This is a genomic window from Pseudomonas sp. 05T35 (genome assembly GCF_056396605.1).
Window position 1 is genome coordinate 21,105 of record NZ_JBFTLU010000022.1, and the last position, 19,167, is coordinate 40,271.

Sequence of the window (19,167 nt, forward strand, 5' to 3'; positions counted from 1 at the left end):
AGGTTTATGACGAACATGCTCCCATGCGTCTTGCGCAACGCCAAGCAGACAGTCAAACTCTCGCCACCATTGTTATAAGATTACATAACAAAATTTTCATCTTCCTTCCCGGAGAGAGTCCATGCGCCGTCTGTTACTCGCTTTGCCGTTTGCCCTGTTGCCGCTGGCTATCGCTCAAGCCGCTGAAGTTCATGATCACGAGCATGAACACGGCAGCCTGGGTGCCCACGAACATGGCGTCGGGCGCTTGAACGCGGCACTGGACGGTCAGACGCTGGAACTGGAGCTGGAAAGCCCGGCGATGAACCTGGTGGGTTTTGAACACGTTGCCAGCACTGATGCAGACAAGGCCAAAGTCGCCGCCGCCCGTGCGCAACTGGAGAAACCGCTGGTGCTGTTCAGCCTGCCAAAAGCCGCCAACTGCGTGGTCAGCCAGCAAGAACTGAACAGCCCGCTGTTCGGTGACAAACCGGATGCCGATGATCATGACGACGATGACGACCACGCGACCGACGGTAAAGGCCTGGCGGCCGAAGAACATCATCACGATCACAGCGAAATCCACGCGCACTACCAATTCACCTGCGCCACCCCGGGTGCGCTGAAGACTCTGGACTTGTCGCAAGTGTTCACGACCTTCCCCGCGACACAGAAAATTCAGGTACAACTCATCAGCCCAAGCGGCCAGCAAGGGGTTGAAGTGACCTCCAAAGCTGCTGCCCTGAAATTCTGATTCACCGCACATCCCCCCTGTGGGAGCGAGCCTGCTCGCGATGAGGCCCGCACACTCAACATTGATGCGACTGTAAGACCGCTATCGCGAGCAGGCTCGCTCCCACAGGTGATCAACACTCATGAAATCGGCGCTATGACCCAAGCACTCATCGAACTGTCAGACCTGGGCTTCAACTGGCCCGGTCACCCGCCTTTACTGGATATCCCGGCGTTTCGMCTGGAGCCCGGTGAAACGCTGTTTCTCAAAGGTCCCAGCGGCAGTGGCAAGACCACCCTGCTCGGCCTGCTCGGTGGTGTGCAGAAACCCAATCGCGGGAGCATTCGCCTGCTTGGCCAGGAGCTGACCGAGCTGTCGGCCGGGGCCCGCGACCACTTTCGGGTCGACCACACGGGCTATATCTTCCAGCAGTTCAACCTGCTGCCGTTTCTCTCGGTGCGCGAGAACGTCGAGCTGCCGTGTCACTTCTCCAAACTGCGCGCCAGCCGCGCGATTCAGCGCCACGGCAGCATTGATCAGGCGGCGGCGACCTTACTCGCGCACCTGGGGCTCAAGGATGAAAACATACTCGGCCGCCGTGCCGATTCACTGTCCATCGGCCAACAACAGCGGGTCGCCGCTGCCCGTGCGCTGATCGGGCAGCCGGAACTGGTGATCGCCGACGAACCGACCTCGGCGCTGGATTACGACGCCCGCGAGGCATTTATCCGTTTGCTGTTCGCCGAGTGCCGTGAAGCCGGTTCCAGCCTGCTGTTCGTCAGTCACGACCAGAGCCTGGCGCCGCTGTTCGATCGTCACCTGTCGCTGGCCGAACTCAATCGCGCCGCCACGCCGCTCGAGGTCTGAAATGTATTTGTTTCGTCTAGCCATGGCCAGCCTGGCTAACCGCCGCTTCACCGCGATCCTCACCGCATTCGCCATCGCCCTGTCGGTCTGCCTGCTGCTGGCGGTGGAACGGGTACGCACCGAAGCCAAGAACAGTTTCGCCAGCACCATCAGCGGCACCGACCTGATTGTCGGCGCGCGCTCAGGCTCGGTGAACCTGTTGCTGTACTCGGTGTTTCGCATTGGCAACGCCACCAACAACATTCGTTGGGACAGCTTCGAGCATTTCGCCAACAACCCGAAAGTGAAGTGGGCGATCCCGATTTCCCTCGGTGACTCGCATCGCGGTTATCGAGTGATGGGCACCACCGACGCCTACTTCCAGCATTACCAGTACGGCCATCAGCAAAACCTGCAACTGGCCAGCGGCCGGGCGTTTGCCACGGATCCGTTCGAAGTGGTGCTGGGTGCCGAAGTGGCCGATGCGCTGCATTACAAGCTCGGCGACAAACTGGTGCTGGCTCACGGCGTGGCGGTGATCAGTCTGGTCAAGCATGACGACAAGCCGTTCACCGTGGTCGGCATCCTGAAACGCACCGGCACCCCGGTCGACCGCACGTTGCACATCAGCCTCGGCGGCATGGAGGCGATTCACATCGATTGGCACAACGGTGTGCCGGCCCAGGGCAGCGGTCGGATCAGCGCCGACCAGGCGCGCAACATGGACCTCACGCCGCAAGCCATCACCGCGTTCATGCTCGGCCTCAACAACAAGATTTCGACCTTCGCCGTACAACGCGAAATCAATGAGTTCCGTGGCGAGCCGATGCTGGCGATCCTCCCGGGCGTCGCCTTGCAGGAACTCTGGAGCCTGATGGGCACCGCTGAAAAAGCGCTGTTCGTGGTGTCGCTGTTTGTGGTGCTGACCGGGTTGATCGGCATGCTCACGGCGATTCTCACCAGCCTCAACGAACGTCGCCGCGAGATGGCGATCCTGCGTTCGGTCGGCGCCCGGCCATGGCACATTGCAACGCTGCTGGTGCTGGAAGCCTTTGCATTGGCGCTGTCTGGAGTGGTTGCGGGCCTGGCGCTGCTGTATGTATGCATCGCCGCCGCCCAAGGCTACGTGCAATCGACCTACGGCTTGTACCTGCCACTGGCCTGGCCAAGCGAGTATGAATGGACGCTGCTCGGTGGCATCCTGATCGCCGCGCTGCTGATGGGCAGCGTGCCGGCCTGGCGCGCCTATCGCCAATCGTTGGCCGATGGTCTGTCGATCCGTTTATGAGGACACTGAAAATGCTCCGCGCTCTGCCTGCGCTGTTGATGCTGGTCGCCCTGCCCCTGTGGGCGGCCGCACCGAAAGACCTGACCTGGGCGGAAATGATCCCGCCCGACGCGCCGGCAGAAGTGCCGAACATGAAACCGCTGCACGACCTGTCGCAGATGAGCAGCGCGTTGTCCGCCGAGTCCGCGCCGGCAGCCAAGCAAGAGATGCCTAATGCGCCGGTGGTAAAAAGCCTCGACGGCAAGAATATTCGCCTGCCGGGTTACATCGTGCCGCTGGAAGTCAGCGAGGAAGGTCGCACCACCGATTTTCTGCTGGTGCCGTATTTCGGCGCGTGCATCCACGTACCGCCTCCGCCGTCGAACCAGATTGTCCACGTCAAAAGCAAGGGTGGGGTGAAGCTCGACGAGCTCTATCAGCCGTACTGGATTGAAGGTGCAATGCAGGTCAAAGCGTCGACCAGCGAATTGGCGGATGCCGGGTATCAGATGGATGCGGACAAGATCTACGTGTACGAATTGCCGGAGTGAAACCGCTAGTTATTCGTCGCCTGAAGATAGTCATCGCGAGCAAGCTCGCTCCCACAAAGGCACCGCTGAACCTGTGGGAGCGAGCCTGCTCGCGATGGCGGCACCGCTATAGCAAAGGATTCCCCCCGATTCAAACCCCATCACCCTTTCATTGAGCTGAGTCAAAAACCCCGTTCCTGACGCTTCGTACCATTGGAGATACAGAATTTGAATCTTCCTTTGGAGCCCTCATGCACAAGTCATTGCTCAGCGCGTCCCTCATTGCATTCGYGCTTGCAACCCCCCTCGCCCAAGCCCATGAAGCCGGTGACATCATCGTTCGGGCCGGTGCAATCACCGTCAACCCGACAGCCGGCAGTTCCAGCGTCAAGGTTGATCGCGGTCCTTTGGCGGGTGCCGATCTGGGTCGCAAGGCGACCATGGACAGCAGCACGCAGCTGGGCCTGAACTTCGCATACATGCTCACCCCCGATATCGGCATCGAGCTGCTCGCCGCCTCGCCGTTCCAGCATGACGTGAACCTCAAAGGCACCTCCCTGGGCGCGGCCAACGGTAAGCTCGGCACCCTCAAACACCTGCCGCCGACCCTGAGCGTGGTTTACTACCCGCTCAACAACAAGTCTGCATTCCAGCCGTATGTGGGCGCCGGTATCAACTACACCTGGATCTACGACGAAAAGCTCAGTAACGAAGCGCAAGCCAACGGCTTCAGCAACTTCAAGACGAAAAACTCCTGGGGCCTCGCATGGCAGGTCGGTGCCGATTACATGCTGACCGACCACATCATGCTCAACGGCCAAGTGCGCTACATCGACATCGACACCACCGGCTACGTGGACAACAACGCAGTCGCCCCCGGCACCCGCGCCAAGGTCAACATCGACGTGGACCCGTGGATCTACATGGTGGGTCTGGGTTACAAGTTCTAAATCCGGGTTCACGCGCAAGGCCCTCTTGAGGCCAATACCAGAACCTGTGGGAGCGAGCCTGCTCGCGATGGCGGTTTGTCAGTCAACATCGATGTTGAATGTCACTCAGCTATCGCGAGCAGGCTCGCTCCCACATGGGTTTAGCTAGGTTTTCATGACTGCGAAAAGCTTAGCGCCCCAGTAACCGCGCCAGCCCGACGCTCATTGGCGTCTGCTCAGGGAAGGTGAAGCGCTGCAACAGACGCTGGTTGTTCGCCCGCGAATGGCGGATGTCGCCGGAGCGTGCCGGGCCGTAGGTGATTGGCGGCAACTGCCCCACCACTTCCTCCAAGGCCTGGAGCATTTGCTTGAGGGTCGTCGCCTGATTCCAGCCGACATTCACCGCGCCCACTTCAAGCGTCGGCATTTCGATGGCCTGCACCAGCAGGTCGACCAGGTCTTCGACATAGACAAAGTCGCGGGTCTGCTCGCCGTCACCGAACACGGTGATTGGCAGGCCTTTCTGCGCCCGCTCGCTGAAAATGCTGATCACCCCGGAGTACGGCGATGACGGATCCTGCCGCGGACCGAAGATGTTGAAGAAACGGAAAATCGCCGGTTCCAGACCGTGCTGACGACGGTAGAAGTCGAGGTAGTACTCGCCGGCCAGCTTGTCTGAGGCATACGGCGTGAGCGGGGCCTTGGCGGTCTCTTCGTCGATCGACTCGCCTTCACCGTTATTGCCGTAGACCGCTGCGCTTGAGGCGAACAGCACGCGCTTGACACCGGCCTGACGCATCGCTTCGCAGACGTTCAAGGTGCCGATGAAATTGCTCTGGTGAGTGCGCACCGGATCATCCACCGATGCCTGGACCGACGCCACGGCGGCCAAATGCGCCACGGCGCTGCAACCGATCATCACCCTTGCCACCAGCGCAGCATCGGCGACGTCACCTTCGATCAGTTCGACCCGTGGATTGTCCAGCGGCAGGTTGCTGCGTTTACCGGTGGACAGGTCGTCGAGGATGCGCACCGAATACCCTTTGGCGAGCAAGGCGTCAGCAAGGTGCGAACCAATGAAGCCGGCACCGCCGGTGATCAAAACAGGGCCATCAGCCATGACGATAAAACCTATCCAGTAAGCTTGGGAGCGCAGCGCGCCAGGCGCGCGGCTTGATCCCGAAGGTGTGCAGAATTTTCTTGCAGGCGAGTACCGCGTGCTGCGGTTCTTCGGCGGCATCCGGCCGTGCGGCGTGGGCCTGCGCGGTCGGTGCTTCAATGGCCAGCGGGTGCAGATTGCGCGCTTCGGCGAGGATCGCCTGCCCCAGCGCCAGCGGCGTGGTCGCCTCATGCCCGGCGTAGTGGTAAGTGCCCCATAGTGGCGCTGCGCAATCGAGTTGCTTGAGCACCGAAATGATCACCCGCGCAGCATCGTCCACCGGTGTCGGGTTGCCACGCCGGTCATCGGCCATCAGCAGCTCTCCAGGTAACTCGGCACGCGCGAGGAAACGCCCCAGGGTGCCGTCGACGCTGTCATCGAGCAACCAGCCAAAACGCAGCATCACGTGTTGCGGGCAGGTCGCGCGCACACTTTGCTCGATACGCCACAAGGCCTGACCACGCAGCCCCAGCGGCACCGGTTCGTCTTTTTCGCTGTAGGCCGTCGCCCGGGAGCCATCGAATACCCGATAGCTGGAAGGCTGCACCAGGACAATATTGTGATGCTGGCACAGTTCGGCCAGCCGCTCGACCGCCCGCTCTTGTGCAGCCAAACGCGCCTCGGCCACGCTCTCCGCCTGAAACCAGTCGAAGTAATAGGCGAGATTGATCAGCGCATCGGGACGAGTGTCGTCGAGCAGCTGCGTCAGGCTTGCGGCGTCCCAGCCGTCTTGCGGTGGACGGGGGGCGAGGAAACCGATGTCTTCCTCTGCACCGAGGCGAATCAGCGCCTGCCCAAGGGCATTTCCGCCACCCAGTAACATAAGGCGCATTCGCATAGAGTCAGCAGGCCCAGTCTGTTTGGAACGATGATTTGATCGGCACAGCCCGCAGGCTTTGCCGCTGAGAATTGCCAGAATCGTTGCATTTTGCGGGTTTAAAGCGCAACCGTCACTCGTAAAGTGTAGATACCTTGGACACAGGGTGCTGCTACTGGCCCCATCGCGAGCAGGCTCGCTCCCACATGGGCTCTGCGGTGGGCCGGGATATTGTGATCTACACACCCCCCCTGTGGGAGCGAGCCTGCTCGCGATGGGGCACCGAGGATCGCAGGAGCTCTCAAGCGGTACTTGCATCTTCAGCCACCCAGCCGCATAAATTAGCCCATGAACCTCCCCGTATCAGCCGACAGCGCCCTGGCAGGCTTCCACCCTGCCGTCAGCGCCTGGTTCAACAGCACCTTCCCGGCGGTCACCGCCGCGCAAGCCGGCGCGTGGCCGTTGATTCGCCAGCGTCGTTCGACGCTGGTCGCCGCGCCTACCGGCTCCGGCAAAACCCTTACGGCGTTTCTCGCGGTCATTGACGATCTGGTCCATCAAGGACTGGCTCAGGGTGGCGAGTTGCCCGACGAAACCCTGGTGGTTTACGTCTCGCCCCTCAAGGCGCTGTCCAACGACATTCAGATCAACCTGCAAAACCCGCTGACCGGTATCACCGAGCAACTGCGACAACTGGGCTTCCCCGAACTTCAGATCAACACCGCCGTACGCACTGGCGACACTCCGCAAAAGGACCGCTCGGCGATGCGCAAAAGCGCGCCGCACATTCTGGTCACCACCCCGGAGTCGCTGTACGTGCTGCTTGGCTCCGACTCCGGCCGGCGCATGCTCGCCAGCACCCGCACAGTGATCGTCGACGAAATCCACGCCATCGCCGGCAGCAAGCGCGGCAGCCACCTGGCCCTGAGCCTGGAGCGCTTGCAGGCTTTGTGTCTGGAACCGCTGATGCGCATCGGCCTGTCTGCCACGCAAAAACCCATCGAAGCGGTTTCGCGCTTTCTGGTGGGCACCGACCGCCCCTGCGAGATCATCGATATCGGCCACGCCCGCCGACGGGACCTGGGCATCGAAGTGCCGCCGGTGCCGCTGTCGGCGGTGATGGCCAACGATGTCTGGGAACTGGTCTACGACCGGATCGCCGAGCTTGCACGCGAGCACCGGACTACGCTGATTTTCGTCAACACCCGACGCTTGGCCGAGCGTTTGAGCCGGCATCTTAGCGAGCGCTTGGGCAAAGACGCCGTCGCCGCCCACCACGGCAGCCTGGCCAAGGAGTTTCGCCTCGATGCCGAACAGCGGCTCAAGCGTGGCGACCTGCAAGTGCTGATCGCCACCGCCTCGCTGGAACTGGGCATCGACATCGGCGACGTCGACCTGGTCTGCCAGATCGCCTCGCCGCGTTCGATCGCCGGGTTTCTGCAACGGGTCGGACGCTCCGGGCACCAGGTCGGCGGCACGCCCAAGGGCCGTCTGTTCGCCACCACCCGCGACGACCTGATCGAATGCGCCGCCCTGCTCGACTGCGTGCGCCGGGGCGAACTCGACACCCTGCTGATCCCCCACGCGCCGCTGGACGTACTGGCGCAGCAGATCGTCGCCGAGGTCAGTTGTCAGGAATGGCAGGAGCAGGCCCTGCTCGAAATGGTACGTCGCGCATCGCCCTATACCGAACTCGACGAAACGCACTATCAAGCGCTGCTGCAGATGCTCGCCGAAGGCTATAACGGCCGCCAGGGAATCCGCAGCGCCTACCTGCACCGCGACGCAGTGACTCGCACATTGCGTGGCCGGCGCGGCGCCAAACTGACGGCGGTGACCAGTGGCGGGACGATTCCCGACAACGCCGATTACAGCGTGCTGCTGGAGCCACAAGGGCTGAACATCGGCAGCGTCAACGAAGACTTCGCGGTGGAAAGCATCGCTGGCGACGTCTTTCAGTTGGGCAACACCTCGTACCGGATCTTGCGGGTCGAAACCGGCAAGATCCGCGTCGAGGACGCCCAGGGTCAGCCGCCGACCATCCCCTTCTGGCTTGGTGAAGCGCCGGGACGCAGTGCCGAATTGTCGCTCGCCGTGGCGCGTCTGCACGCGCACCTCGATGAGCTGCTGAGCGCCACGCCCGGTGATCTACAGCCGAGCATCGACTGGCTGACCGAGACCCTCGGCCTGAACCTCGCCAGCGCCGAACAACTGGTGGACTACCTCGCCCGCGCCCGACTGACGCTCGGCGCCCTGCCGTCTCAGGACACGCTGCTAATGGAGCGCTTTTTCGACGAGTCCGGCGGTACTCAGTTGATCATTCACTCGCTGTTCGGCAGCCGCATTAACCGTGCCTGGGGCCTGGCTTTGCGCAAGCGTTTTTGCCGCACCTTCAACTTCGAATTGCAGGCCGCCGCCAGCGAAGACGCCATCGTCTTGTCGCTGTCCACCAGCCACAGTTTCGAGCTGGATGAGGTCTGGCGTTATCTGCACAGCAACAGCGCCGAACAGATCCTGATTCAAGCCGTGCTCGACGCGCCGCTATTCGGTGTGCGCTGGCGCTGGAACGCCGGCGTCGCCCTCGCGTTGCCGCGGTACAGCGGCGGACGCAAAGTACCGCCGCAGATCCAGCGGATGAAAAGCGAAGACCTGATCGCCAGCGTGTTTCCCGACCAGATCGCCTGCCTGGAAAACCTCGTCGGCGAGCGCGAAATTCCTGATCACCCGCTGGTCGAGCAAACCCTCGACGATTGCCTGCACGAAGCCATGGACTGCGATGGCTGGCTGGCGCTGTTGCGGCGTATGGAGCGCGGTGAAGTGCGCTTGATCAGCCGCGACTTGCCCGCGCCCTCGCCGCTGGCGGCGGAAATTCTCAGCGCCCGGCCCTACACCTTTCTCGACGATGCGCCACTGGAAGAACGCCGTACTCAAGCGGTGCTCAACCGCCGCTGGAGCGATCCGCAATCGACCGATGACCTCGGTGCGCTGGATGCCGAGGCCATTCAATCGGTGCGCGATGAGGCCTGGCCGCAGCCCACCAGCGCCGATGAAATGCATGAAGCGCTGATGAGCCTGGCCGCGATCAGCGACGCCGAAGCACTGGCCAATCCGCAGTGGCCGCACTGGCTGCAAACCCTGACGAATGGAGGGCGCGCCAGCCGTTTTCAGATCAACGCGGATCAAGCGATATGGCTGGCACTGGAGCGCCTGACCTGCCTGCAAGCGATCTACCCACACGCCGCTTTGTCACCGCCGCTGCAAGCCTTGCCAGGTTTCGACGAGACCTGGGACGCCGATGAAGCWCTGGTTGAACTGATCCGCGCTCGCCTCAGTGCATTTGGTCCACTGCCGATTCATGCGATTGCTCAACCGTTGGGGCTTTCGACGACTCAAGTGCCGCAGCGGCAAACTGGTCTGGACCCGGCTGACGGTGCGCAACAAAGCCACCAGCGCAGCGCTGCGCAGCACGCCGATTGTCTTGTTGCCACGGGCGCAGGTCCCGCTCTGGAGCAGCCTGACCGAGCCACCGGAGGTCAGCGAACTGTCGCCCAAAACCCAGAAAGTCCATCAAGCGCTGAGCCAACATGGCGCGTTGTTTTTCGATGAGCTGCTGCACGAAGCCCATCTGCTGCGCAGTGAGCTGGAGATCGCCTTGCAGGAACTGGTCGGTGCCGGGCTGGTCAACGCCGACAGCTTCGCCGGGCTGCGCGCGTTGATTACACCCGCCAGCAAACGCCAGGCGCGCAGCAGCCGACGGGGACGCGGGGCGTTTGTCGGCGGAATGGACGATGCCGGGCGCTGGGCCTTGTTGCGCCGTCAATCGACGCCGCCGGTTGTGGATAACCGTGGCACCCCGAGCGAAACCCTCGAACACATCGCCCTGACCTTGCTCAGGCGTTACGGCGTGGTGTTCTGGCGCTTGCTCGAACGCGAAGCCGAGTGGCTGCCGAGCTGGCGCGAATTGCTGCGCACTTTTCATCGGCTGGAGGCGCGTGGTGAGATTCGCGGCGGACGTTTTGTCAGCGGTCTGGCGGGCGAACAATTCGCCTTGCCCGAAGCGATCCCGCTGCTGCGCGAAGTACGCCGCCGCCCGCATGACGGCAGCCTGATCAGTGTTTGCGGCGTCGACCCGCTGAACCTCGCCGGCACTCTGCTGCCGGGGCACAAAGTCCCCGCCCTCGCCAGCAACCGGTTGGTGTACCGCGATGGTTTGCCGGCCGCCGCCGAAATCGCCGGTACGCAGCATTACTGGCTGGAACTGGATCAACCCAATACCGCTGAGCTGCACAAAAAACTGACTCAATACAGAACCCTGTAAGCGGTTTTCGGTTACGCGACTTTGATCTTTGCTTGAAGGTCAAATATCAAATGCCCGTCTCGCTATTTTTCCGCAAGAACCCAACCCCGACACTGCGCTCCTGAATCAAACCACCGGAGTTGCAGCCATGCCCATTGCCTTGCTCGCGCTGACCCTTAGCGCTTTTGCCATCGGGACGACCGAGTTCGTCATCGTTGGCCTGTTACCCACCATCGGTGCCGACCTTGGCGTCAGTCTGCCGTCGGCCGGCCTGTTGGTCAGCCTTTACGCGCTGGGTGTCGCCATTGGCGCGCCCGTGCTCACCGCCCTGACGGGCAAAGTCCCACGCAAATTGTTGCTGCTGTCGCTGATGGTGCTGTTCACCCTCGGCAACCTGCTGGCCTGGAAAGCCCCGAGTTACGAATCGCTGGTCATTGCGCGAATCGTCACCGGTCTGGCCCACGGGGTGTTCTTCTCGATTGGCTCGACCATCGCCACCAGCCTGGTGCCGAAAGAAAAAGCCGCCAGCGCGATTGCCATCATGTTCACCGGCCTGACCGTGGCCCTGGTGACCGGCGTACCGCTGGGGACCTTTATCGGTCAACATTTCGGCTGGCGCGAAACCTTCCTCGCCGTGTCGGCGCTGGGTGTGATTGCGTTCATCGGCAGCCTGATCTACGTGCCAAAAAACATCGCCCACAGCAAACCCGCGTCGTTGTTGCAGCAATTGCAGGTACTGAAACAACCGCGTTTGCTGCTGGTGTACGCCATGACGGCAGTCGGTTACGGCGGTTCGTTTATCGCCTTCACGTTCCTGGCACCGATTCTTCAGGATATTTCCGGCTTCAGTGCCAGCACCGTCAGCCTGGTGCTGCTGGTCTACGGCATCTCGGTGGCCATCGGCAACATCTGGGGCGGCAAACTGGCCGATAAACGCGGCCCGATCAGCGCGCTGAAACTGATCTTCGCCCTGCTCGCCGCGGTGCTGTTCGTACTGACCTTCACCGCCGGTAATCCTTGGCTGGCACTGGCCACCGTACTGGTCTGGGGCGCCGTGGCGTTCGGCAACGTGCCCGGCCTGCAAGTGTAYGTGGTGCGTCAGGCCGAGCATCACACGCCGAACGCGGTGGACGTCGCTTCGGGTCTGAACATCGCCGCCTTCAACCTCGGCATCGCTGGCGGCGCCTGGGGTGGCGGGTTGATCGTCGCCCACATGGGCTTGATCCATACCGCGTGGATCGGTGGCCTGGTGGTGCTGGTCGCGTTGGCGCTGACCGCCTGGAGCGGTCGACTTGATCGCCTCGGCCCGGTGTATGCCGAGCCGGTGCAGGGTTCGGCACAGATTGTCGCCGGGCATTGATCCTTCAAACCAACGCAGCCTTCGGGCTGCGTTTCTGCATGCTTCACGTAGCAGCTGCCGAGCCCGCGAGGCTGCGTAGCAGTCGTGAAATCAGGCTATGCGGTCTTTCAGTTAAATTGTGCACTTAGTGTTTACGACTGCTACGCAGCCGAACGCAGCCTCGCGGGCTCGGCAGCTGCTACGGGAACGTGTTGCTTATTGCCGTGCGGGGGCCGTCACCCCGAATCGTGCGCGATAATCGCTCGGTGCCAGGCCGGTGATTTTCTTGAACGTAGCGCGAAACGCACTCGGGTCCGAGTAGCCGACGTTCCAGGCGATATGGTCGATGGTGCCATTGGTGAACTCGAGCATTTCCCGGGCCTTGCCGACTCGCAGGTGCTGGCAGTATTCGGTCKGTTTCAAACCGGTCGCGGCTCGAAAGCGCCGCAGGAACGTCCGCTCTTCCAGCCCTGCCTGCTGCGACATCGCGCTCAGCGACACCTCCACCGCACCGTTGGCTTGCAACCAGTGCTGAACCTTGAGAATCGCTGCATCGCCATGGCTCAGAATCGGTGCGAAGTTGCTCCCGCATTCGCTCGCACTGTCGCTGTGTTCGATCACCAGAAAACGCGCAGTGCTGGTGGCGATGCTCGGCCCCATCAGACGATTGACCAGCCGCAAGCCCAGCTCCGACCAGGCCATTAATCCGCCAGTGGTGATCAGGTCGCCGTCGTCGACGATGGGTTTGTCGGCGTTGAGCGTGACCTTCGGGTAACGCTCGGCGAATTTTTTCGCCGAGGTCCAGTGAGTGGTGGCCCGGCGACCGTCGAGCAGACCGCTTTCGGCCAACAGAATAGACCCCACGCACACCCCGCCAAGGGTCGCGCCGGCCGCGTGTTGCTGGCGAATCCACTGAATAAGCGCAGGCGATGCCTGACCTTCGGAAAAGCCGCCAATCGAGGGCGGGATCAACAGCGCTATCAGTGCGCCGTCAGCAGCGGGATGACTGTCGTAAATGCGTTGGGGCGCATGCTCGGCATCCGCCTGCCAGTGGCTGACTCGCAAAAATGGCAGTTGCACGCTCTGATGCTCGGCGGCAATGCGATTCGCGACACCGAACAAATCCGTCAAACCATGCACCGCCGCCATCTGCGCGCCGGGATAGATCAGCACGCCCAACTCGGCGACTGCGCGCTCTACGCCCATTGTCAGTTTTCCCCCTTCTATTGTCGGTGTGGCCAATCCTCGAACGAMCGGTGAAACCCAATACTTCGTTTCACACCACCCCCTCCAAGGAAACACCCATGGCCAAGCAAGCGCTCATCGTAGTCGATATCCAGAATGACTACTTCCCTCAAGGCAAATGGCCGCTGGTCGGCGCCGACGCGGCTGCCGACAACGCCGCGCGGGTGATCCGGGCCTTCCGTGACGCCGGTGATCACGTGGTGCATATCCGCCACGAATTCACCTCTGACACCGCGCCGTTTTTCACACCGGGCTCGGAGGGTGCGCAGTTGCACCCCAAAGTCCTCAACCGCAGCCATGAGCCGGTGGTGCTCAAACACTTCGTCAACGCGTTCCGTGACACCGAACTACAGTCGATCCTCGACCACCATGGCATCGAGAACCTGGTGATCGTCGGCAGCATGAGCCACATGTGCATCGACGGCGCCGCACGTGCCGCGGCCGATCTTGGCTACGGCGTCACGGTGATCCACGACGCCTGCGCCACCCGTGACCTGGAGTTCAACGGTGTTGTGGTTCCGGCGGCCCAGGTACATGCGGCCTTCATGTCGGCCCTGGGATTTGCCTATGCATCGGTGGTGTCCACCGATGACTTCCTGGTGACCAGTCACTGAATCTGCCCCCGACAAGACCCGAAGGCCCGTAGCGCTGACACGCTACGGGCCTTTTTTCGTGATGAAAATCAGTCGATTAAAAATCTCACGCGTGAGTTGTTGAGAGTGCCTGAATTTATCTGTAGTGTTCTCACGCGTGATACAAAACAAAGCGGAGCCACTGCAATGAAACGTCGCTCTCCAGCAGCCTCAGATACCCCACCCGCGAGCAGCCAGGGAGAGCGCTCGAAACCCTCTACAAAAAAACCGTCGAGCTTCTACATGAAGCAGATGCGTGGAGGACTTAGCGCCGCCGGCTATGTGAAACATGAAACTTGGGTGCTTCCCGAAAACCGGAGCCTGCTCAAGCAAATGGAGAAACAGCTACGCCAGCCGATCCTGGCTGGTTCATTCATGTTGGAGGATTACATGAGCGCAGGTAACAACTGGAACATCGATCGCCTCTTCAGCGCCCTGCAGGCCCTCGATGAGGTGGTATCCAATGAAATCACCCTGACGTTGATTCAAGGCTCCGAGCAGAGCATCAAGCTTGAAATGAACGAGTTTGGCGGGCTGCCGATTTACATCGCCGTCGTCGGCGAGCAAATCATCGTCGACACGGTGCTGGTCGATCTCGAATCCATCAAGGACGTGCAGCGCTTCAACGATGCCGTGCTGCGCAGCCGGGAAATGTTCCCGCTGTCGTCGATCGGTATTGAATCCATGCCCAACGGCCAAACCGTCTACAACATGTTCGGTGCGCTCAGTTCCGAGTCCAGCCTGACCAACGTCGTGACCGAAATCAAAACCCTCGTCRACAACGTTCAGCGCGCCAGCGAAGCCTTCGAAAGCTTCTTCAACTAATTTTCGGGAGTACCGACGCATGCAAAACCAATCGATCTGGAGCAAGTTGTTCACCGCACTGCGTGGCGGCGCCAGCGAAGTCGGCGAAGCCATCGCCGACCAACAGGCCCTGCGCATCCTCGATCAGGAAATCCGCGACGCCGACAGCGCCCTGGCAAACGCCAAGCGCGAACTGGTGACCATCATGGCCAAGCACAAACTCTCGGCCGAGCGCGTGGCGCAGTACAACGCCAAGATCAAGGACCTGGAATCCAAGGCCATGGCCGCGCTCCAGGCCAACCGTGAAGACCTGGCCCTGGAAGTGGCCGAAGCCATTTCGACCTTGACCAACGAACTCGACGCCGAACAGAAACAAACCACCGAGTTCGGTGCCTACGCCGACAAAATGCGCAAGGACATCACCAAGGCCGAAGCCCGCATCAAGAGCCTGCGCCAGCAAGTAGACATGGCCAAGGCCCGCGAAAGCGTGCAGAAAGCGCAGGTCAGCGCCTCCATCGCCAGCGGCGGCGCCAACGGCAAACTGGAAACCGCCGTCGGCACCTTGAATCGCCTGCAAGCCAAGCAGGAACAGCGGGCTGCCGAGTTGCAAGCGAGCGACGAACTGGCGGACGCGTCCACCGGCAACGACCTGGAGCGCAAGCTGCGCGAAGCCGGCATCACCCCAGACCAAGGCAGTGCGAACTCGATTCTGGACCGACTGAAAAAACAATCGGCCGAGTAACCGGCTTTCGCAAGCACTCAAAAGCAAGGGCACCGACGTGCCCTTCTTTTTGTTGATTCGAGGACAAGGATGGACAGGGTAACCGGCTTCAAGATCATCGCAGGCCTGGCCATGCTGATGGTCGCGACCCACCTGCTGAACGTGCTGACAGGCTACGGCCTGACGATGTTCGGCCTGGTCCCCCGAACCGCCCACGGCCTCGTCGGAATTGTGACCTCACCGTTTCTGCACATATCCTTCGCGCACTTGATCGCCAACCTGGTGCCATTCCTGGTACTGGGAACCCTGGTAATCGCCGAGGGCTTCAAACGCTTTGCGGCCGTCAGCGCAATCATCATTCTGCTCGGTGGCTCGCTGGTCTGGCTGTTCGGTTTCAACGGCGTTCATGTGGGTGCCAGCGCCTGGGTCTTTGGCCTTTGGGCGTACCTTCTGGCACGAGCCTGGTTCCATCGCAGTTGGAGCAACGTACTGATTGCCGGCATTGTCGCCCTCCTCTACGCAAGCCTGATTCTCGGCTTTATTCCGCGCCAGGGCAGCTCATTTGAAGGGCATATTGGCGGCGCATTCGCCGGATTTATTGCAGCACGGCTACTTCTCTCCAGGCCGCGCAGCAGGTCTAATGCAGCCCGGTAAACACGCAGGCACCAAAAACGTCCGCAGCGGGTTTATTCGTCAAGGACGCGTCACCCCAGGGAGCCAGGGACGAATGTCGACATTCCTCTTTTTACGCATGTACGCAGCGTCGCTCTTCCACACGTCTGGACGGGGCGGCCTTGCCATCGCCTTGCGCGTACGCGTTGCCAGCGCCAGCCTGGGCGAGTTGGCGCTCCTCATCGGCCATCGCGCCAAGGGCCCACAACAGCCTTCGATCAATACCCCTTCCACCCGCCTAAAGGAAATCACCCATGGGATGGTTTAAACAGCTGATGGGCCTTGAGGCCCCGACACCCAAGGACAGCGCACTGGTTGCCGGCCCCCTCGGGCTCGGCCAGGGCAAAGCGCTGGTGTTCGACACTACTCTCAAGCTGTTGCTCGACGAAAAAACCAGCGTAGTCATTCCCGGCACCCAGCAGATCTGGAGCGTTGGCACTGTCGACCTCGGCCAGTCGACCTGGCTTTCGCGCTACTACATGGACGACGAAGACTTCTGGCTGCAGGTTCATACCACCGGCGCCGTCGCCGGCCAGGTCGAGTCGGTGATCCTGTTCAATTACCAAAGCTACGTCACCCTCAACAGTGAATCCGAGCTGCGCAGGCTCGCAGGGCCGGACAGCCTGATCGGTCTGCCGACCTACACCCATGAAGGCGTCGAATACAGGCGCGAATGGGGTACCGAGGCCGGGCAGACCGAATTGGTGGCCTTCACTGAGCAGGTCAGCAATCCGGATCAGTCCTACGTCGTGGAACATCGCTCGATGCTCTACGCCCGCGAGACCGGCCTGACCGACCGCCGCGAATTCCTGCTGTTCTCGGTGGAAGAAGACGCCGAAGGCAGCATCAGCTTGAGCACCTCACTGGGTATCTCGCTGTACACCACCGACCTCACCACAATTTAAAAAGGAACAGCCCATGCTAGAAGCACTCTCCGTCTCACTGAACAAAGCCGCCGTCCTGGGATTTGTTTCGTACATCATCGGTGCCGCCCTGCTGTTCGCGATTTTCCAGTTCGTCTACACCCGCATCACGCCGCACAAAGAGTTCGAACTGATTCGCTCCGGCAACACCGCGGCCGCCATCGCCCTGTCCGGCGCCATCATCGGCTTCGCGATTCCGGCGAGCAATGTGATTGCCTACTCAGTCAACCTGCTGGACTTCGCCGTGTGGGCACTGATTGCCGCAGTGGTGCAACTGTTGGCGTTCCTGATGACCAGCCTGGTGCTTAAAGGCACCTCCGAACGCATCCGTAATGGCGAAATCGCTGCCGCCATCTACGTCGCAGCCGTCGCCATCAGCGTTGGCCTGCTCAATGCTGCGTGCATGACCCCTTCGCAGAACTGATCGCGCCACGGAGGCAATGATGAAACGAAGCAAGTACGTTCAACTGTCCCTGGCGGCATCGGTCGCCGTCGCAATATCAGGCTGCGGGCCGACAGAAAAAACCTACACAGTGAATCAGAAGTTCAACTTTCAATCCGTGCAGCAGTGCGTGGATCAAAAGCTTCCGGTGAGTGTCTGCTCCAACGCCTACATGACCGCCCTCACCGAACACCGTCGCATTGCGCCGCTGTATGACAGCCAGGCCGATTGCGACGCCGATTTTGTCGCTGACTGGTGCCAACAGGACTCCACCGGCAAGTTCATTCCAAAACTCGGCGGCTTCGAGCTGGCAGCCAATGGCGAAGTCACCCAGACCCAGCTGGACGCCGCCAAAGCACAACTGCCCGCCTCCGAGGCGAGCTCAGGCGGTTCAGGAGGAATGGTCAACGGCCTTCTGGCCGGCATGCTGATCAGCAACATGTTGAACAGCAACCGGGGCAGCTACAACGCCGAACCGGTTTACCGCTACCGCGACTCACGTGGCGATTACTCATCGTCGACGCTCAGCCAGCGCATCGCCACGGGCTCGAGCTTCACCAAATCCGAGCAGGCGAAATACGGTAGCGGCTACAGCAGCTCCACGTTCAAGTCGAGCAGCTCCAAGCCAATCTCGGTGGCATCGTCCACTTCCCGAGGCGGCTTTGGTAGCCAGGCCAGCGCCCGCAGCGGCTGGGGTGGCTCGAGCAGTTTCGGTCGATCGAGCAGTTAAGGAGCGAGCGCCATGAAGAAAATCCTCTGCCAGGAACGTCACGACTGGAAGCAGACCGCCGAAAACCTCGGCTTCATGTTTCACACCATCGACGACGAACCCTACTGGGACGAGAGCGCGTATTACCAGTTCACGCTCAAGCAGATCGAGAACGATCTCGAAGACCCGACTACCGAGATCCATGAGATGTGCATGGACCTGGTCGACCGGGTGGTGCAGAGCGAAGAACTGCTGGAGCGCCTGAGCATTCCTGCCCCCTTCTTCGACATGATTCGCACTTCATGGCGCGAAGGCCATCCGCACCTTTACGGTCGCCTGGACTTCTCCTACAACGGCAGCGGCCCCGCCAAATTGCTGGAACTCAACTACGACACGCCCACCAGCCTGTACGAGGCGTCGGCGTTCCAGTGGGGCTGGCTGGAGCAATGCATCGAACGCGGCTTGCTGCCCAGCCATGCCGACCAGTTCAACAGCATCGACACCAAGCTGCATCAGGCCTTTGCGCAGCTGCAGATCAAACAGCCTTTCTACTTCGCCTCGATGAAACAATCGGTCGAAGACAAAGGCACCACCGACTACTTGCGCCTGATCGCGGAAAAAGTCGGGATCGAGTCACGCCACATCGATATCGAAGATATCGGCCTCAACAGCGAAGGACGCTTCGTCGATCTCGAAGAACGCTGGATCCCTCACCTGTTCAAACTGCACGCCTGGGAATTCATTTTCCACGAACCGTTTGGTGAGGCCATCGCCCAGTGTGACACGCAGTTTTTCGAGCCCGCCTGGAAATCGATCATCTCGAACAAAGGCATCCTGCCCCTGCTGTGGGAGCTCAACAAAGGGCACCCGAACCTGCTTGCCACCCACCTGGATCCCGAGCCTGGCAAACCGGTGCCGAAAGGCTGGGTGCGCAAGCCGTTCTTCTCCCGCGAAGGCGCCAACATCGAGCTGCACACCCCGGATGGCCTGGTCGTGAAGGAAGACGGGCCGTACACCGATGCGCCGTTCATCCTTCAGGAGTTCGCCCCGCTGCCGAAGTTCGGCGACAGCTACACGCTGATCGGCTCCTGGGTGATTGGCGATCAGGCCGCCGGTATTGGCG

Annotated in this window: 18 protein-coding genes and 1 pseudogene; 16 read left to right on the forward strand and 3 right to left on the reverse strand. The window is 61.2% G+C overall.

Annotated features, from left to right (window positions below):
- Positions 1–121: 121 nt before the first annotated feature.
- The 5 genes from AC1DH9_RS03275 (at position 122) to AC1DH9_RS03295 (ending at position 4,305) form a co-directional block, all read left to right on the forward strand.
- On the forward strand, positions 122–733 hold the full coding sequence (locus AC1DH9_RS03275; protein ID WP_427541651.1) for a DUF2796 domain-containing protein: 612 nt from the start codon (positions 122–124) through the stop codon (positions 731–733).
- Between the two features lie 135 nt (positions 734–868).
- Positions 869–1,579: an ABC transporter ATP-binding protein gene (locus AC1DH9_RS03280; protein ID WP_427528525.1), complete on the forward strand. Its 711-nt coding sequence runs from the start codon at positions 869–871 to the stop codon at positions 1,577–1,579.
- A 1-nt stretch (position 1,580) separates the two neighbouring features.
- Complete coding sequence (locus AC1DH9_RS03285) at positions 1,581–2,846, forward strand: ABC transporter permease (protein ID WP_427541648.1); 1,266 nt, start codon at positions 1,581–1,583, stop codon at positions 2,844–2,846.
- An 11-nt stretch (positions 2,847–2,857) separates the two neighbouring features.
- On the forward strand, positions 2,858–3,376 hold the full coding sequence (locus AC1DH9_RS03290) for a DUF3299 domain-containing protein (RefSeq protein WP_427541645.1): 519 nt from the start codon (positions 2,858–2,860) through the stop codon (positions 3,374–3,376).
- A 230-nt stretch (positions 3,377–3,606) separates the two neighbouring features.
- Positions 3,607–4,305, forward strand: a complete 699-nt coding sequence (locus tag AC1DH9_RS03295) for an OmpW/AlkL family protein (RefSeq protein ID WP_477807797.1) — start codon at positions 3,607–3,609, stop codon at positions 4,303–4,305.
- A 169-nt stretch (positions 4,306–4,474) separates the two neighbouring features.
- Here AC1DH9_RS03295 and AC1DH9_RS03300 read toward each other — a convergent pair whose 3' ends face one another.
- Together AC1DH9_RS03300 and AC1DH9_RS03305 are read right to left on the reverse strand one after the other, a co-directional pair.
- Entirely contained in the window at positions 4,475–5,404 is a 930-nt protein-coding gene (locus AC1DH9_RS03300; RefSeq protein ID WP_427541639.1) for an NAD-dependent epimerase/dehydratase family protein, read from the reverse strand.
- The gene (locus AC1DH9_RS03305) at positions 5,397–6,281 is read right to left on the reverse strand and encodes a sugar nucleotide-binding protein (RefSeq protein WP_427528516.1); all 885 of its coding nucleotides are present in this window, start codon (positions 6,279–6,281) and stop codon (positions 5,397–5,399) included. Before AC1DH9_RS03305 ends, AC1DH9_RS03300 begins: the two co-directional genes overlap by 8 nt.
- A gap of 327 nt (positions 6,282–6,608) precedes the next feature.
- Between AC1DH9_RS03305 and AC1DH9_RS03310 the strand changes: the two are divergent.
- Both AC1DH9_RS03310 and AC1DH9_RS03315 read left to right on the forward strand, forming a co-directional pair.
- Positions 6,609–10,578 (forward strand): annotated as a pseudogene (locus AC1DH9_RS03310) (DEAD/DEAH box helicase).
- Between the two features lie 127 nt (positions 10,579–10,705).
- Complete coding sequence (locus AC1DH9_RS03315; RefSeq protein WP_427541633.1) at positions 10,706–11,917, forward strand: MFS transporter; 1,212 nt, start codon at positions 10,706–10,708, stop codon at positions 11,915–11,917.
- 195 nt (positions 11,918–12,112) lie between these two features.
- On the opposite strand, the gene AC1DH9_RS03320 is transcribed toward AC1DH9_RS03315, so the two are convergent.
- Positions 12,113–13,102 carry a GlxA family transcriptional regulator gene (locus AC1DH9_RS03320; protein ID WP_477807798.1) on the reverse strand — a complete coding sequence of 330 codons (990 nt, stop codon included), beginning with the start codon at positions 13,100–13,102 and terminating at the stop codon, positions 12,113–12,115.
- Positions 13,103–13,200: 98 nt separating this feature from the next.
- Between AC1DH9_RS03320 and AC1DH9_RS03325 the strand changes: the two genes are divergently transcribed.
- The 9 genes from AC1DH9_RS03325 to AC1DH9_RS03365 form a co-directional block, all read left to right on the forward strand.
- Entirely contained in the window at positions 13,201–13,755 is a 555-nt protein-coding gene (locus tag AC1DH9_RS03325) for a cysteine hydrolase family protein (protein ID WP_427541627.1), read from the forward strand.
- A 165-nt stretch (positions 13,756–13,920) separates the two neighbouring features.
- Positions 13,921–14,598: a YjfI family protein gene (locus tag AC1DH9_RS03330; protein ID WP_477807800.1), complete on the forward strand. Its 678-nt coding sequence runs from the start codon at positions 13,921–13,923 to the stop codon at positions 14,596–14,598.
- A 19-nt stretch (positions 14,599–14,617) separates the two neighbouring features.
- Entirely contained in the window at positions 14,618–15,319 is a 702-nt protein-coding gene (locus AC1DH9_RS03335; RefSeq protein ID WP_427541624.1) for a PspA/IM30 family protein, read from the forward strand.
- A gap of 69 nt (positions 15,320–15,388) precedes the next feature.
- Complete coding sequence (locus tag AC1DH9_RS03340) at positions 15,389–15,952, forward strand: rhomboid family intramembrane serine protease (protein ID WP_427541621.1); 564 nt, start codon at positions 15,389–15,391, stop codon at positions 15,950–15,952.
- Positions 15,953–16,025: 73 nt separating this feature from the next.
- Entirely contained in the window at positions 16,026–16,238 is a 213-nt protein-coding gene (locus tag AC1DH9_RS03345; protein ID WP_427541618.1) for a hypothetical protein, read from the forward strand.
- Positions 16,225–16,875, forward strand: coding sequence for a DUF2491 family protein (locus AC1DH9_RS03350; RefSeq protein WP_427541615.1), 651 nt, complete (start codon positions 16,225–16,227; stop codon positions 16,873–16,875). Before AC1DH9_RS03345 ends, AC1DH9_RS03350 begins: the two co-directional genes overlap by 14 nt.
- A gap of 13 nt (positions 16,876–16,888) precedes the next feature.
- Positions 16,889–17,317, forward strand: coding sequence for a DUF350 domain-containing protein (locus tag AC1DH9_RS03355; protein WP_054594270.1), 429 nt, complete (start codon positions 16,889–16,891; stop codon positions 17,315–17,317).
- Positions 17,318–17,336: 19 nt separating this feature from the next.
- Complete coding sequence (locus AC1DH9_RS03360) at positions 17,337–18,065, forward strand: DUF1190 domain-containing protein (RefSeq protein ID WP_427541612.1); 729 nt, start codon at positions 17,337–17,339, stop codon at positions 18,063–18,065.
- Positions 18,066–18,077: 12 nt separating this feature from the next.
- The coding region (locus AC1DH9_RS03365) for a glutathionylspermidine synthase family protein (RefSeq protein WP_477807799.1) at positions 18,078–19,167 on the forward strand (1,090 nt) is incomplete at its 3' end.

Excerpts from the sequence above, each read along its gene's own strand:
- AC1DH9_RS03275 (WP_427541651.1), top strand. The coding sequence starts at position 122 with ATGCGCCGTCTGTTACTCGCTTTGCCGTTTGCCCTGTTGCCGCTGGCT.
- AC1DH9_RS03285 (WP_427541648.1), top strand. The coding sequence starts at position 1,581 with ATGTATTTGTTTCGTCTAGCCATGGCCAGCCTGGCTAACCGCCGCTTC.
- AC1DH9_RS03290 (WP_427541645.1), top strand. The coding sequence starts at position 2,858 with ATGCTCCGCGCTCTGCCTGCGCTGTTGATGCTGGTCGCCCTGCCCCTG.
- AC1DH9_RS03300 (WP_427541639.1), bottom strand. The coding sequence starts at position 5,404 with ATGGCTGATGGCCCTGTTTTGATCACCGGCGGTGCCGGCTTCATTGGT.
- AC1DH9_RS03305 (WP_427528516.1), bottom strand. The coding sequence starts at position 6,281 with ATGCGAATGCGCCTTATGTTACTGGGTGGCGGAAATGCCCTTGGGCAG.
- AC1DH9_RS03325 (WP_427541627.1), top strand. The coding sequence starts at position 13,201 with ATGGCCAAGCAAGCGCTCATCGTAGTCGATATCCAGAATGACTACTTC.
- AC1DH9_RS03335 (WP_427541624.1), top strand. The coding sequence starts at position 14,618 with ATGCAAAACCAATCGATCTGGAGCAAGTTGTTCACCGCACTGCGTGGC.
- AC1DH9_RS03340 (WP_427541621.1), top strand. The coding sequence starts at position 15,389 with ATGGACAGGGTAACCGGCTTCAAGATCATCGCAGGCCTGGCCATGCTG.
- AC1DH9_RS03345 (WP_427541618.1), top strand. The coding sequence starts at position 16,026 with ATGTCGACATTCCTCTTTTTACGCATGTACGCAGCGTCGCTCTTCCAC.
- AC1DH9_RS03350 (WP_427541615.1), top strand. The coding sequence starts at position 16,225 with ATGGGATGGTTTAAACAGCTGATGGGCCTTGAGGCCCCGACACCCAAG.
- AC1DH9_RS03355 (WP_054594270.1), top strand. The coding sequence starts at position 16,889 with ATGCTAGAAGCACTCTCCGTCTCACTGAACAAAGCCGCCGTCCTGGGA.
- AC1DH9_RS03360 (WP_427541612.1), top strand. The coding sequence starts at position 17,337 with ATGAAACGAAGCAAGTACGTTCAACTGTCCCTGGCGGCATCGGTCGCC.